The following is a 13,997-nucleotide window of genomic DNA, read 5'->3' on the forward strand; positions in this document are numbered from 1 at the left end:
ATTCGCTAAAGCGCTCGGGGCGAAATACGAAAAACCTATCACCCCGACAAAAAACCTCGCTTTACTCACTACGCCCGCGGTAGCCCCAAGCCAGCATGTACTGCTCGCGGGAACTGCCACGGGAAGAGTCCGGCTTGATCATCTGGACCTTGTCGAACTTCTTGCGAGCGTCCTTCACGTAAGCATCAAATCCTTCGCCCTGAAACACCTTGATCACAAAATTACCACCTGGCTTGAGTATCCGAGCCGCCAGATCAATAGCCAGTTCGCAAAGGAACATGGCTTTTGGCATATCCACTTCAGGCGTACCACTCATATTGGGGGCCATATCGGAAATCACAAGGTCCACCTGCGAATTACCCACGGCCTCAAGGATCTGAGCGAGCACTGCGTCCTCAGTGAAGTCACCCTGGATGAAAGTCACGTCCGGAATGCTGTCCATTTCCAGGATGTCCGAGGCGATCAGACGCCCCTGACCACCGATCAGCCGACTGGTGACCTGCGACCAGCCGCCGGGCGCCGCACCCAGGTCGACAACGCTCATACCCGGACGGATCAGCTTGTATTTCTCCTGGACCTCCAGAAGCTTGTAACTCGCACGCGAGCGGTAACCATCCTTCTGCGCCTGCTTTACATAGGGATCATTGACATGTCTTTTCAGCCAACCAAGGCTTGTCTTGGAACGCGCCATTGGGCACCTCGATGATAAGGGTCGTGATTAATTGGGCGGATCCACGAACCCTCGGGTAAAATGGCCGCCATTTTACAGAATCCAGACGAAAGGGTCAGATTATGCCGCTCACTCAAGAGCAGAAGAAACAGTACAAATCCATTGGCCACCATCTGAAACCGGTTTTGATTGTGGCTGACAACGGTTTGACTGAAGGTGTGTTAGCCGAACTTGAACGCGCTTTGGCGGATCACGAGCTGATCAAGATCAAGCTCAACATCCTCGATCGCGAATCGCGCCTGGCGTCCATTGCAGAGCTGTGCAAGGTCGGCAAAGCGGACCTGGTCCAGGTCATCGGCAAGATGGCATTGATTCACCGCAAGAACTTCAGCGTCAACAAGCAGCTGTCGAACGTCCATCGCTTCAAGTGATGACAAGGGTCAGGGGTGTGCTTCGCGCACCCTGCCACTCCATCCAGGCATTGGCTGCAACACCAGCACCAACCCGGAAAACCCCAGGACAAGATAGCTGAACACCTGCCAACGCACGACATCTGGCCAGCCCAAGCGCGCGACGAAGAACATCCCACACGCATACAACGCCATCAACAGCAGTTGCCCGCGAATATCGCGCCATAGACTGCCAAGGCCCTCGGCCTGAATCAGCACCAAAGCCTGAAAAATCACACACGCTGCGGCGAATCCCACCGTCAGCGCGTTCAGCGTGCCCGCAATTTCGTCGATCAGCAGCGGCGCCAGGCCAATCCAGCCCAGCACCGGCAACAGACCGATATGTAATAGCCACAGGCCGCCCACCCACAACATCTGGGTCAGTTGCCAAAGCATGGCGCCCGCACGAAGCGGGCGCCTGCTGTTAGATGTGGCGAACTTCGACAATCTCGTACTCGATAACGCCACCCGGCGTCTTCACGGCAACCACATCACCCTCTTCCTTGGCAATCAAGGCGCGGGCCAGTGGTGAACCGACGGAAATCTTGCCGAGTTTAAAGTTAGCCTCATCCTCACCCACGATGTGGTAAGTGACGCGCTCATCCGTCTCGACGTTGGCGATTTCCACGGTGGTGCCGAAAATCACTTTGCCAGTGTGAGGAATGGACGTGACGTCGATGATGACCTGATTCTGAATCCGGCCTTCGATGTCACGAATCCGCGCCTCGACCATCCCCTGCTGCTCGCGGGCAGCGTGGTATTCGGCGTTTTCCTTCAGGTCACCCAACTCGCGAGCCGTCCCGATGTCCTGGCTGAGCTTCGGACGGACGACCTTGGTCAGGTGAGCGTGTTCTTCTTCCAGGGCTTTTGCGCCCTGGACGGTCATTGGGTACTTGATCATGCCTTCAATCCTGCGTGTAGATCCTGCAAGCGGCGTACGGTCTTCTCGGGACCGAACTTCAACGCTTCGCAGATGGCTTCGCCAGCAGCAATGGTCGTGGTGCAGTAAATTTTATGCTGCAAGGCATTGCGACGAATGGAGTACGAGTCGGCGATCGACTGACGACCTTCGGTGGTGTTGATGATCAAGGTGACTTCGTCATTCTTGATCATGTCGACCACGTGCGGACGACCTTCGGTCACCTTGTTCACGCGACGCACTTTCAGGCCTGCGGCTTCGATCATCTTGGCAGTACCGGCAGTGGCGACCACTTCGAAACCCAAGTTGATCAGATCACGGGCCACGCCTGCAACCAGTGGTTTGTCATCGTCGCGCACGCTGATGAACGCAGTACCGCCGGTCGGCAGCACTTCGCTGGCGCCCATCTGGGCTTTGGCGAACGCTTCGCCGAAGGTGTCGCCCACGCCCATCACTTCACCGGTGGACTTCATCTCAGGGCCCAGGATCGGGTCCACGCCAGGGAATTTGGCGAATGGGAACACCGCCTCTTTCACGCTGTAGAAGTTAGGAATGATTTCCTTGGTGAAGCCGATTTCCTTCAGGGTTTTACCTGCCATGACGCGAGCCGCGATCATTGCCAGGGAAACACCGATGCACTTGGACACGAACGGCACGGTACGCGAAGCGCGCGGGTTGACTTCGATGACGTAGATGTCTTCGCCTTGCAGCGCCAACTGTACGTTCATCAGGCCGACAACGCCCAGTTCCAGGGCCATTTTCTTGACCTGTTCACGCATCTCGTCCTGGATGTGCGCAGGCAGCGAGTACGGCGGCAGGGAGCATGCGGAGTCACCGGAGTGAACGCCTGCCTGCTCGATGTGCTGCATGATCGCGCCGATTACCACGTCGGTGCCGTCGCAGACTGCATCCACGTCCATTTCGATGGCGCAGTTGAGGAAGTGGTCGAGCAGCACCGGGCTGTCGTTGGACACTTTCACTGCGTCACGCAGGTAGCGCTTGAGCTCTTCTTCTTCGTAGACGATTTCCATCGCGCGGCCGCCCAGTACGTAGGACGGACGCACCACCAGCGGGTAACCGATCTTGCTGGCAGCACGAATCGCTTCGTCTTCGCTGCGCACAGTGGCGTTTGGCGGCTGACGCAGGTTCAGGCGCTCGACCATCTGCTGGAAGCGCTCGCGGTCTTCGGCACGGTCGATGGCGTCAGGGCTGGTACCGATGATCGGCACACCGGCTTCTTCCAGGGCGCGCGCCAGTTTCAGCGGAGTCTGGCCGCCGTACTGGACGATCACGCCTTTAGGCTTCTCGACCCGGCAGATTTCCAGCACGTCTTCCAGGGTCACTGGTTCAAAGTACAGGCGATCGGAGGTGTCGTAGTCGGTGGAAACGGTTTCCGGGTTGCAGTTGACCATGATGGTCTCGTAACCGTCTTCGCGCAGGGCCAGTGCCGCGTGTACGCAGCAGTAGTCAAACTCGATGCCCTGGCCGATACGGTTTGGACCGCCGCCGAGGATCATGATCTTGTCGCGGCCCGACGGCGCGGCTTCGCACTCTTCCTCGTAGGTTGAGTACATGTAGGCGGTGTCGGTGGCGAACTCGGCCGCGCAGGTGTCAACGCGCTTGTAGACCGGGAAGATTTCCAGCTTGTGACGGTGGCGACGCAGCGCTTTTTCGGTCACGCCCAGCAGCTTGGCCAGACGCATGTCGGAGAAGCCTTTGCGCTTGAGCTTGTACATCAAGTCGCGGTCGATGCTGGCCAGACCCAGGGTCTTGACCTTCTCCTCTTCCTTGATCAGATCTTCGATCTGCACCAGGAACCACGGATCGATCATGTTCATGCCGAAGATGTCTTCGACCGACAGACCGGCGCGGAAGGCGTCAGCCACGTACCAGATGCGCTCGGCGCCCGGCACGGTCAGTTCGCGCTTGAGGATGCTCATGCTTTCGGGATTGCTCAGGTCGAGCTTCTCGTCCAGGCCGCAAACGCCCACTTCCAGACCGCGCAGGGCTTTCTGCAAGGATTCCTGGAAGGTCCGGCCGATCGCCATGACTTCACCGACCGACTTCATTTGAGTGGTCAGACGTGCGTCGGCTTTCGGGAATTTCTCGAAGGCGAAACGTGGCAGCTTGGTGACGACGTAGTCGATCGACGGTTCGAAGGACGCCGGAGTAGCGCCGCCGGTGATTTCGTTCTGCAGCTCGTCGAGGGTATAGCCGATTGCCAGCTTGGCAGCGATACGCGCAATCGGGAAACCGGTGGCTTTCGAGGCCAGGGCCGAGGAACGGGATACCCGCGGGTTCATCTCGATGACCACCATGCGGCCAGTGTCCGGGCAGATGCCGAACTGGACGTTGGAGCCGCCGGTTTCCACGCCGATCTCGCGCAGTACCGCCAGGGAGGCGTTACGCATGATCTGGTATTCCTTGTCCGTCAGGGTCTGTGCCGGCGCAACAGTGATCGAGTCACCGGTGTGCACGCCCATCGGGTCAAAGTTTTCGATGGAGCAGACGATGATGCAGTTGTCCTTCTTATCGCGGACAACCTCCATTTCGTACTCTTTCCAGCCGATCAGCGATTCGTCAATCAGCAGCTCTTTGGTCGGCGACAAGTCGAGACCTCGGGCGCAGATTTCTTCGAACTCTTCACGGTTGTAAGCGATACCGCCACCGGTGCCGCCCATGGTGAAGGATGGACGGATGATGCACGGGAAGCCGAGCTTCTCGAGCACGGTGTTGGCTTCTTCCATGCTGTGGGCGATACCCGAGCGCGGGCAGTCCAGGCCGATGGATTTCATCGCCTTGTCAAAGCGCGAACGGTCTTCGGCCTTGTCGATGGTGTCGGCATTGGCACCGATCATCTCTACGCCGAACTTCTCCAGAACGCCTTCGCGCTCCAGGTCCAGGGCGCAGTTCAGGGCGGTCTGGCCGCCCATGGTTGGCAGCAGCGCGTCCGGACGCTCTTTCTCGATGATCTTGGCAACGGTCTGCCACTTGATCGGCTCGATGTAGGTGGCGTCGGCCATGTCCGGGTCGGTCATGATGGTCGCCGGGTTGGAGTTCACCAGGATGACGCGGTAACCCTCCTCGCGCAGGGCTTTGCAGGCCTGGGCGCCGGAGTAGTCGAATTCACAGGCCTGGCCGATAACGATCGGGCCAGCGCCGAGAATCAGGATGCTTTTTATGTCTGTACGTTTTGGCATGGGTTTGTCACTCAAATCCGCAGGTCAGTCGGCAAGCCGTCTTGTTCAATCTGTGAAGCCTTGAGGGGGCCGCCGGTTGCGGGACCGCCCTCAAGCTTTGCTGCATCAAGGCGAGCGATCAGCGTCGCTTGGCCATTTCGTTGATGAAGCGATCGAACAATGGCGCTACGTCGTTCGGGCCAGGGCTGGCTTCCGGGTGACCCTGGAAGCTGAAGGCGCTCTTGTCGGTACGCTCGATGCCTTGCAGGGTACCGTCGAACAGCGATTTGTGGATCGCGCGCACGTTGGCTGGCAGGGTCGTTTCGTCCACCGCAAAACCGTGGTTCTGGCTGGTGATCATCACTACGCCGCTGTCCAGGTCCTGCACCGGGTGGTTGGCACCGTGGTGGCCGTGACCCATTTTCAAGGTCTTGGCGCCGGAGGCCAGGGCCAGCAGCTGGTGACCCAGGCAGATACCGAATACCGGAATCTCGGTTTCCAGCACGTCCTTGATTGCCTGGATCGCGTAGTCGCATGGCTCTGGGTCACCGGGGCCGTTGGACAGGAACACCCCGTCCGGCTTCAGCGCCAGCACGTCGGCCGCTGGGGTCTGGGCCGGCACTACGGTGACGCGGCAGCCGCGCTCTACCAGCATGCGCAGGATGTTCAGCTTGACGCCGTAGTCGTAGGCAACCACGTGGTACGGCAGCTCGGAAGCGTCGATGGTCGCGTGGCTGTCGGTTTTCAAGTCCCAGACAGTCGAGCGCCATTCGTACTTTTCTTTAGTACTGACGACTTTCGCCAGGTCCATGCCTTTCAGGCCAGGGAAACCCTGGGCGGCGGCGATGGCGGCTTCTTCGGAGATGTTGTCGCCGGCCATGATGCAGCCGTTCTGTGCGCCTTTCTCACGCAGGATGCGGGTCAGGCGGCGGGTGTCGATACCGGCGATGGCCACGACATTGTTGGCTTTCAGGTAATCGGACAGGGACATCGTGTTGCGCCAGTTGCTCGCAACCAGTGGCAGGTCACGGATGACCAGGCCAGCGGACCAGACGCGGTCGGACTCGGCGTCTTCCGGCGTGGTGCCGGTGTTGCCGATGTGCGGGTAAGTCAGGGTAACGATCTGTTGGGCGTAGGAAGGATCGGTAAGGATTTCCTGATAGCCGGTCATGGCGGTATTGAACACCACCTCACCAACGGTCTGACCGTCGGCTCCAATTGCTTCGCCGCGAAAAATGCTGCCATCAGCAAGGGCGAGTATGGCTGGCTTAGTCAAGAAGACCTCCCGTAAATAAAGCCTGAAAGGGCGATCGCAGGTGTAAAAAAGCGGAGTGACGTATGGACACGTCACCCCGCTCATTCACTGAATTATTCTGCGCGCTTTTAGTGAACACACTAAAGCTGTAGCTTACAGAAAAAGGCCTTTTTGGTCTACCGCCAATGAGCCTTAAAGGCTGGAGAATGCGACAGGACGTCGCTTGGCGGAGTAAAACCGGGCTCAAACCCTGGGTTTGAACCCGGTTTCGGGCAGATATTAACGCAGGTCGAGCACGTCTTGCATGTCATACAGGCCAGGCTTTCGGCCATCCAGCCACAACGCAGCACGTACCGCACCCTTGGCGAAGGTCATGCGACTGGAAGCCTTGTGGGTGATCTCGACACGCTCGCCGTCGGCGGCGAACAGCACGGTGTGGTCACCGACGATGTCACCGGCACGCACGGTGGCGAAACCGATGGTCTCGCGCTCGCGAGCACCGGTCTGACCTTCACGACCATACACAGCCACCTTTTTCAGGTCCCGACCGAGCGCATCGGCAATCACTTCGCCCATGCGCACGGCAGTACCTGATGGCGCATCGACCTTGTGCCGATGGTGAGCCTCGGTGATTTCGATATCGACGTCATCACCCAGCACCCGCGCTGCGGTATCCAGCAGTTTCAGGCAAAGATTGACGCCGACGCTGAAGTTGGCGGCGAAGACGATCGGAATGTCCTTGCCCGCCTCGGCCAGCAGCTGTTTTTCTTCGACACTGAAACCGGTGGTGCCGATGATCATCGCCTTGCCGTGCTTGCGGCAGAAAGCCAGGTTCTTCAGGGTCACCGTCGGATGAGTGAAGTCGATCAGCACGTCGAACTCGTCGACTACCCGCGCCAAGTCACCGGACAGCGGTACGCCAATACGACCCAGCGCTGCCAGCTCACCGGCATCGGCACCGACCAGCGTGCTGTCGGGACGATCCACAGCTGCAGTCAGGCCTGCGCCCGGGGCTTGCTGCACAGCTTCGATCAGGGTTTTACCCATGCGCCCGGCGGCGCCCATCACTGCAATACGTTGCATGCCTGTCTCCTTACAAATCGCCGAAGAAGCGCTTCACGCCTTCGAACCAGCCGGTGGTTTTCGGCGAATGGCTGTTGTCGTCCGCCAGCGAACTGCGGAACTCCTCCAGCAATTCGCGCTGACGACGACCCAGGTTGACCGGGGTTTCGACCGCCACACGACACATCAGGTCGCCGGCACCGCCGCCACGCACGGGCGCAACGCCCTTGCCGCGAACACGGAACTGCTTGCCGGTCTGGGTCCCCTCGGGGATCTTCAGTTTGACTCGACCATCGAGGGTCGGAATCTCCAGCTCGCCACCGAGCGCCGCATCGACGAAGCTGATCGGCACTTCACAAAACAGATGTTTGCCATCGCGCTGAAAGATCGCGTGCTCGCGCACATTGATCACCACGTACAGGTCGCCCGTCGGGCCGCCCTGGGCACCCGCCTCGCCCTCGCCGGACAGGCGAATGCGGTCACCAGTATCCACACCCGCCGGCACTTTCACCGAGAGAGTCTTGTACTCTTCGATACGGCCTTCGCCGTGACAGGAATCACACGGATCGGAAATGATCTTGCCCTGGCCGTGACAACGCGGGCAGGTTTGCTGCACCGAGAAGAAACCCTGCTGCATGCGGACCTGGCCAATCCCGCCGCAGGTCGGGCAAGTCACAGGCGCGGAGCCCTTCTTCGCGCCCGAGCCATCGCACGGCTTGCAGTTGACCAGTGTCGGAACGCGGATATTCACGGTCGTACCGCGCACCGCTTCTTCCAGGTTCAGCTCCAGGGTGTAACGCAGGTCGCTGCCGCGCTGGGCACCGCCACGCGCACCGCCACGACCGCCACCGAAGAAATCGCTGAACACGTCACCAAAGATGTCGGAGAAGTTCTGACCGCCGAAACCGGCGCCGCCACCCCCCATGCTCGGGTCGACACCGGCATGACCATATTGGTCATAAGCCGCGCGCTTGCTCGAGTCGGACAGCACTTCGTAGGCCTCGTTGGCCTCCTTGAACAGCTCTTCCGATGCTTTGTCATCGGGATTACGGTCCGGGTGATGCTTCATTGCCAGGCGGCGGTAGGCCTTCTTCAGGTCTGCTTCGCTTGAGCCACGCTCAACACCCAATACTACGTAATAGTCACGCTTTGCCATAAGTCTTCGCACTCTTGAGGACGTCCAGCAAGACTCTCCTGAGCCTCGCCAAACTCGTTGAGCCCCAATACAGGCCCGGACCCAACTCACGTCAATTCAACGATCCTGGTCTTTGATTCATTGCGGTACTTTCGGCTCGAAAAGCAGGAGCATCCTCGGCCATACCAGCAACACGCGAACGCTGTCGCATGTTGTAAAAATTCCTGTACTCCAGACACGCCAACGCGGGAGCAGGCTCCCGCGCGGCGACATCCTACCAGTCACCGCCTTGGGGCAGTCAACCGGGCGACCAACAACTTACTTCTGGTCTTTTACTTCTTCGAACTCGGCGTCGACGACGTCATCGGCCTTTTCGGCTTTTTCGTCGTGCGGTGCCGCGCCTTCAGCAGGCTGGGCCTGTTCGGCGTACATCTTCTGCGCTACGGGAGCGGAGACTTTCGACAGCTCTTCAACCTTGGCTTCGATTGCGGCCTTGTCGTCGCCTTTGACAGCGGCTTCCAGGGCAACAACTGCAGCTTCGATCGCAGTCTTCTCTTCAGCAGTCACTTTGTCGCCGGCATCAGCGATCATCTTGCGAGTCGAGTGCACCAGTGCATCACCCTGGTTGCGGGCAGCGGCCAGTTCTTCGAACTTGCGATCTTCGTCGGCATTGGTTTCAGCATCGCGAATCATCTGCTGAATCTCTTCCTCGGACAGACCGGAGTTGGCCTTGATCACGATCGACTGAGTCTTGCCAGTGGCCTTGTCCTTGGCGCCTACGTGCAGAATGCCGTTGGCGTCGATGTCGAAGGTCACTTCGATTTGTGGCACGCCACGTGGTGCTGGTGGAATCTCAGCCAGGTCGAACTTGCCCAGGGACTTGTTCTGTGCAGCCTGTTTACGCTCACCTTGCAGCACGTGGATGGTCACGGCGCCCTGGTTGTCGTCGGCAGTCGAGAACACTTGCGATTTCTTGGTAGGAATCGTGGTGTTTTTCTCGATCAGAGCAGTCATAACGCCACCCATGGTTTCAATACCCAGGGTCAGCGGGCTGACGTCGAGCAGCAGCACGTCTTTAACATCACCAGCCAATACCGCGCCCTGAATAGCAGCACCCATGGCAACGGCTTCGTCCGGGTTCACATCTTTACGAGCTTCTTTACCGAAGAACTCGGTCACCAGCTTCTGAACCAGTGGCATACGGGTCTGACCGCCGACCAGGATCACGTCGTTGATGGCGCCAACGTCGATACCGGAGTCTTTCAGAGCGATGCGGCATGGCTCAATGGTGCGTTGAACCAGGTCTTCTACCAGCGCTTCCAGCTTGGCGCGGGAGATTTTCACGTTCAAGTGCTTCGGACCGGTAGCGTCTGCAGTGATGTACGGCAGGTTCACGTCGGTCGAATTGCTCGAGGACAGTTCGATCTTGGCTTTCTCAGCGGCTTCTTTCAGGCGCTGCATGGCCAGCGGGTCACCTTTGAGGTTCATGCCGCTTTCTTTCTTGAATTCGTCGACGAGATAGTCGATCAGACGAATGTCAAAGTCTTCACCGCCCAGGAACGTGTCACCGTTGGTGGCCAGTACTTCGAACTGGTGCTCTCCATCGACTTCAGCGATCTCGATCACGGAAACGTCGAAAGTACCGCCGCCCAAGTCGTAAACGATCACGGTGTGATCGCCTTTCGCCTTGTCCATACCGTAAGCCAGAGCAGCTGCGGTTGGTTCGTTGATGATACGTTTAACGTCCAGGCCCGCGATGCGGCCGGCGTCTTTGGTCGCCTGGCGCTGGCTGTCGTTGAAGTAGGCCGGAACGGTGATCACCGCCTCGGTCACTGGCTCGCCGAGGTAGTCTTCGGCGGTCTTCTTCATCTTTTTCAGAATTTCAGCCGAGATTTGTGGCGGCGACATCTTCTGGCCGTTCACTTCTACCCACGCATCGCCGTTGTCAGCCTTGGCGATTTTGTAAGGGACCATCTTGATGTCTTTCTGTACGACTTCTTCGTCGAACTTGCGACCGATCAGACGCTTCACCGCATACAGGGTGTTGTGCGGATTGGTCACTGCCTGACGCTTGGCCGACTGACCAACGAGGATCTCGCCATCGTTGGCATACGCAATGATGGACGGCGTGGTACGCGCGCCTTCGGCGTTTTCGATGACTTTGGATTTGCCGTTTTCCATCACGGAGACGCAGGAGTTGGTAGTCCCCAGGTCGATACCGATAATTTTGCCCATGTTAACTCTCCCGAAACTTTGGATTTGGTTACCGCAGCAGTGGTGGCTAACTGCGGTAGCACTTAAACGCTTGACTTCTAAATGGGGGCCTTGCGGCTAATTTCAAGCCTGCTCATCAATAGAAGGCGAAACTGGCGCAGGCGCCTTGCTGACCACGACCATGGCCGGACGCAGCAGGCGACCATTGAGCTGGTAACCCTTCTGGAACACCTTGAGCACGCTATTCGGCTCGACGTCGGCGCTTTCCTGCATGGCCATTGCCTGATGTTGAACGGCGTTGAATGGTTCGCCATGCGGGTCAATCGCTTCCAGCTGATAACGCTTCAGGGTGTCCTGGAACATTTTCAGGGTCAGCTCGATGCCTTCGCGCATTGGCCGGATGCTTTCGTCGTCGGGGTTGGACAACTCCAGGCCACGCTCCAGGCTGTCGATAATCGGCAGCAGGTCGCTGGCGAATTTCTCCAGCGCGAACTTATGAGCCTTTTCTACATCCTGCTCGGCGCGACGGCGGACGTTCTGCAGATCGGCGGCTACACGCAAAGCCTGATCCTGAGCGCCTGCCAGTTGCTCTTCGAGCACTTGTACACGAGTCGCCAGATCTTCACCGGAGGCCGGGTTGGCGTCTTGATTTGGCGTATCCACTGTCTGTTCGTCAGCCATAGATTTCTCCTTTCAATTACGTCCGCGAGCTCAACTCGCGCTTCTGCCCAGCTATATGGGGCCGCAAAAACCAGCTTCAAGGGGCGGACGGTATTAACCCTACAAAAAGAGCAGCATTCTGATTGCGCAAAGGACTAAGGGTTTCGTCGGATCAAGCAAATCGAGCTAAGCAGGGGCATTGTCAGCCAGAACGAAAACACTGTATAAATAACCAGACCTAACGCCTGGGAGCGGCCCTTATGCTGGTGCACCTGTCTGTACACAACTACGCCATCGTTGACCATCTCGATCTGGAACTTGATCGCGGGATGAGCGTGATCACAGGGGAAACCGGCGCTGGCAAGTCGATCATGCTCGACGCCCTGGGCCTGACCCTGGGTGATCGCGCCGACAGCGGCGTGGTGCGCCCCGGCGCAGATAAAGCAGACATTCTCGCCACCTTTGACCTGGTCGACATTCCGGAAGCCAGCGCCTGGCTGGCCGAGCGCGACCTTGAAAGCGACGGACCGTGCATCTTGCGCCGGGTCATAACCGCCGAAGGCCGTTCGCGCGGTTATATCAATGGCACGCCCTGCCCCCTCGGCGACCTCAAATCCCTGGGCGAACTGCTGATCGACATCCACAGCCAGCATGAACACCAGTCCCTGCTGAAAACCGATACCCACCGCCGGCTGCTCGATGAATACGCGGGCGCCACCGACCTGGCCCGCCACGTTCAGCTCGCCGCCCAGCGCTGGCGCCAGACCCGGCACGAGCTGGACCGCCTCTCCAATTCCGGCGACGAACAGCGTGCGCGCCATCAACTGCTCAGCTACCAGCTCGAAGAGCTGGAAAACCTTGGCCTCGGCGAAAACGAACTGGAACAGCTGGAGCAGGAGCACAAGAACCTGACCAATGCCGAGACCCTGCTGGGCATCTGCCGCCAGGTCGTCGAGCAATGCAGCGAAAGTGATTCCGGAAATGTCCTGAACGCCCTGACCGCCAGCCTCAATCGCCTGTCGAGCGTGAACAACTCCATCGGCGCTCTGGGTGAAGCCAGCAGCCTGCTGACCAGCGCACAGATCCAGGTAGAAGAAGCCGTGGGCGAGCTGAATCGCTTCCTCGACAATTTCGATGCCGATCCGGCGCGCCTGCAATACCTGGAAGAGCGCCTGGATGCGATCTACACCATGGCGCGCAAACATCGCATCCAGCCGACTGAAGTTGCCGAAATGCAACAGAAGCTGCTGGATGAAATCGAGACGCTGAACGCCAACGACGAATCCATCGAGCGCCTGAGTGATGAGCTGGCCTCCTATGCCCGCCATTACCACGAGAAAGCTCGCGACCTCAGCGACCTGCGCCATCAGGCGGCCGGCAGCCTGGCCAGCGCGGTGGAACAGGAAATCCAGCGCCTGGGCATGCCTGGCGGGCGTTTCAACATTGAACTGCGGCCCAATACCAGCGACGAGTTGCTGCCCAATGGGCTTGAGCAAGTCGAGCTGCTGGTGAGCGCCAACCCCGGCCAGCCGCTTAAAGCCCTGGCCAAGGTGGCCTCGGGCGGCGAGTTGTCACGGATCAGCCTGGCAATCCAGGTCATCACTGCGCAGACCTCCCGGGTACCCACTCTGGTATTCGACGAAGTGGACGTCGGCATCGGTGGCCCGACCGCCGAGATCGTCGGCCAGCTGCTGCGTCGCCTCGGCGAGCGCGGCCAGGTACTGACGGTCACCCACCTGCCGCAAGTCGCCGCTCAAGGGCACCAGCATTTATTCGTGCACAAAGTGCGCGGCGAGGATGCGACCCGTACGGCAGTGTCGAAGCTGAGCAAGAACGACCGGGTCGAAGAAGTGGCGCGGATGCTGGGAGGCATCGACCTCACCAAGGAATCACTGGCTCACGCGAAAAAAATGGTGGTCACGGCAAAAATTTAGCCACGGCACAAAGCACGAAGGCGACCCTGGGGTCGCCTTCGCTCGTTTCGTGAACCAGAAGCTCACGCGACATGCTTACTTTTTCTTGCGTACGTACAGCACAAGATTGTGATCAACCATCTCAAAGCCATACTTGTCGACGATGGCTTTCTGCAGACGCTCGATTTCTTCGTCGAAGAATTCGATCACTTCGCTGGTTTCGACGTTGACCATATGGTCGTGATGCTTGCCGTCGTCCAGCTCGAAGACCGCATGGCCTCCGTCGAAGTTGTGCCGCACCACAAGGCCAGCTGCCTCGAACTGGGTCAGTACACGGTAAACCGTGGCCAGACCGACGTCCTCTCCAGCCTCCATCAGCGCCTTGTAGACATCCTCGGCACTCATGTGGCGTTGCTGGGCGGAATCGAGCATTTGCAGAATCTTGACCCGTGGAAGGGTCACTTTGAGGCCTGCTTTGCGTAGTTCGCTATTTTCAACCATGGTCAGCTTTCTCGCGATGCTGCTTCGCAGCTTCTCTTAA

At 58.8% G+C, this 13,997-nt stretch carries 12 protein-coding genes; 2 read left to right on the plus strand and 10 right to left on the minus strand.

The window, feature by feature from the left end; all coding sequences use genetic code 11:
- Window positions 1–61: 61 nt before the first annotated feature.
- On the minus strand, window positions 62–691 hold the full coding sequence (gene rlmE, locus ACYZTK_RS11700) for a 23S rRNA (uridine(2552)-2'-O)-methyltransferase RlmE (RefSeq protein WP_462014577.1): 630 nt from the start codon (window positions 689–691) through the stop codon (window positions 62–64).
- 101 nt (window positions 692–792) lie between these two features.
- Here rlmE and ACYZTK_RS11705 point away from each other — a divergent pair, with 101 nt between their 5' ends.
- Window positions 793–1,101, plus strand: a complete 309-nt coding sequence (locus ACYZTK_RS11705; RefSeq protein WP_045060047.1) for a YhbY family RNA-binding protein — start codon at window positions 793–795, stop codon at window positions 1,099–1,101.
- 9 nt (window positions 1,102–1,110) lie between these two features.
- Here ACYZTK_RS11705 and ACYZTK_RS11710 read toward each other — a convergent pair whose 3' ends face one another.
- The 8 genes from ACYZTK_RS11710 to grpE all read right to left on the minus strand — a co-directional run bounded on the left by ACYZTK_RS11710 (window position 1,111) and on the right by grpE (window position 11,564).
- A complete protein-coding gene (locus ACYZTK_RS11710; protein WP_462014578.1) occupies window positions 1,111–1,515 on the minus strand; it encodes an MFS transporter in 405 nt (134 codons plus the stop codon).
- A gap of 28 nt (window positions 1,516–1,543) precedes the next feature.
- Complete coding sequence (greA, locus tag ACYZTK_RS11715) at window positions 1,544–2,020, minus strand: transcription elongation factor GreA (protein ID WP_462014579.1); 477 nt, start codon at window positions 2,018–2,020, stop codon at window positions 1,544–1,546.
- Window positions 2,017–5,238, minus strand: coding sequence for a carbamoyl-phosphate synthase large subunit (gene carB / locus ACYZTK_RS11720; RefSeq protein WP_462014580.1), 3,222 nt, complete (start codon window positions 5,236–5,238; stop codon window positions 2,017–2,019). Before carB ends, greA begins: the two co-directional genes overlap by 4 nt.
- Window positions 5,239–5,356: 118 nt before the next feature.
- A complete protein-coding gene (gene carA / locus ACYZTK_RS11725) occupies window positions 5,357–6,493 on the minus strand; it encodes a glutamine-hydrolyzing carbamoyl-phosphate synthase small subunit (protein ID WP_462014581.1) in 1,137 nt (378 codons plus the stop codon).
- Between the two features lie 258 nt (window positions 6,494–6,751).
- Window positions 6,752–7,555: a 4-hydroxy-tetrahydrodipicolinate reductase gene (dapB, locus tag ACYZTK_RS11730; protein ID WP_462014582.1), complete on the minus strand. Its 804-nt coding sequence runs from the start codon at window positions 7,553–7,555 to the stop codon at window positions 6,752–6,754.
- Between the two features lie 10 nt (window positions 7,556–7,565).
- On the minus strand, window positions 7,566–8,690 hold the full coding sequence (gene dnaJ, locus ACYZTK_RS11735) for a molecular chaperone DnaJ (RefSeq protein WP_462014583.1): 1,125 nt from the start codon (window positions 8,688–8,690) through the stop codon (window positions 7,566–7,568).
- Between the two features lie 297 nt (window positions 8,691–8,987).
- On the minus strand, window positions 8,988–10,904 hold the full coding sequence (gene dnaK / locus ACYZTK_RS11740; protein WP_462014584.1) for a molecular chaperone DnaK: 1,917 nt from the start codon (window positions 10,902–10,904) through the stop codon (window positions 8,988–8,990).
- A 102-nt stretch (window positions 10,905–11,006) separates the two neighbouring features.
- The gene (grpE, locus tag ACYZTK_RS11745; protein WP_462014585.1) at window positions 11,007–11,564 is read right to left on the minus strand and encodes a nucleotide exchange factor GrpE; all 558 of its coding nucleotides are present in this window, start codon (window positions 11,562–11,564) and stop codon (window positions 11,007–11,009) included.
- Window positions 11,565–11,803: 239 nt separating this feature from the next.
- Here grpE and recN point away from each other — a divergent pair, with 239 nt between their 5' ends.
- Window positions 11,804–13,477 (plus strand): DNA repair protein RecN, encoded by a 1,674-nt coding sequence (gene recN / locus ACYZTK_RS11750; protein WP_462014586.1) that lies wholly within the window; start codon window positions 11,804–11,806, stop codon window positions 13,475–13,477.
- A 75-nt stretch (window positions 13,478–13,552) separates the two neighbouring features.
- Here recN and fur read toward each other — a convergent pair whose 3' ends face one another.
- Window positions 13,553–13,957, minus strand: coding sequence for a ferric iron uptake transcriptional regulator (gene fur, locus ACYZTK_RS11755; RefSeq protein WP_461951940.1), 405 nt, complete (start codon window positions 13,955–13,957; stop codon window positions 13,553–13,555).
- Between the last annotated feature and the right edge of the window lie 40 nt (window positions 13,958–13,997).

The sequence above is a fragment of the Pseudomonas sp. LB3P31 genome (assembly GCF_054897945.1).

Bases quoted from the DNA above. Each gene is read 5' to 3' on its own strand.
- rlmE (WP_462014577.1), bottom strand. From the start codon at position 691: ATGGCGCGTTCCAAGACAAGCCTTGGTTGGCTGAAAAGACATGTCAAT.
- ACYZTK_RS11705 (WP_045060047.1), top strand. From the start codon at position 793: ATGCCGCTCACTCAAGAGCAGAAGAAACAGTACAAATCCATTGGCCAC.
- ACYZTK_RS11710 (WP_462014578.1), bottom strand. From the start codon at position 1,515: ATGCTTTGGCAACTGACCCAGATGTTGTGGGTGGGCGGCCTGTGGCTA.
- greA (WP_462014579.1), bottom strand. From the start codon at position 2,020: ATGATCAAGTACCCAATGACCGTCCAGGGCGCAAAAGCCCTGGAAGAA.
- carB (WP_462014580.1), bottom strand. From the start codon at position 5,238: ATGCCAAAACGTACAGACATAAAAAGCATCCTGATTCTCGGCGCTGGC.
- dapB (WP_462014582.1), bottom strand. From the start codon at position 7,555: ATGCAACGTATTGCAGTGATGGGCGCCGCCGGGCGCATGGGTAAAACC.
- dnaJ (WP_462014583.1), bottom strand. From the start codon at position 8,690: ATGGCAAAGCGTGACTATTACGTAGTATTGGGTGTTGAGCGTGGCTCA.
- dnaK (WP_462014584.1), bottom strand. From the start codon at position 10,904: ATGGGCAAAATTATCGGTATCGACCTGGGGACTACCAACTCCTGCGTC.
- grpE (WP_462014585.1), bottom strand. From the start codon at position 11,564: ATGGCTGACGAACAGACAGTGGATACGCCAAATCAAGACGCCAACCCG.
- recN (WP_462014586.1), top strand. From the start codon at position 11,804: ATGCTGGTGCACCTGTCTGTACACAACTACGCCATCGTTGACCATCTC.
- fur (WP_461951940.1), bottom strand. From the start codon at position 13,957: ATGGTTGAAAATAGCGAACTACGCAAAGCAGGCCTCAAAGTGACCCTT.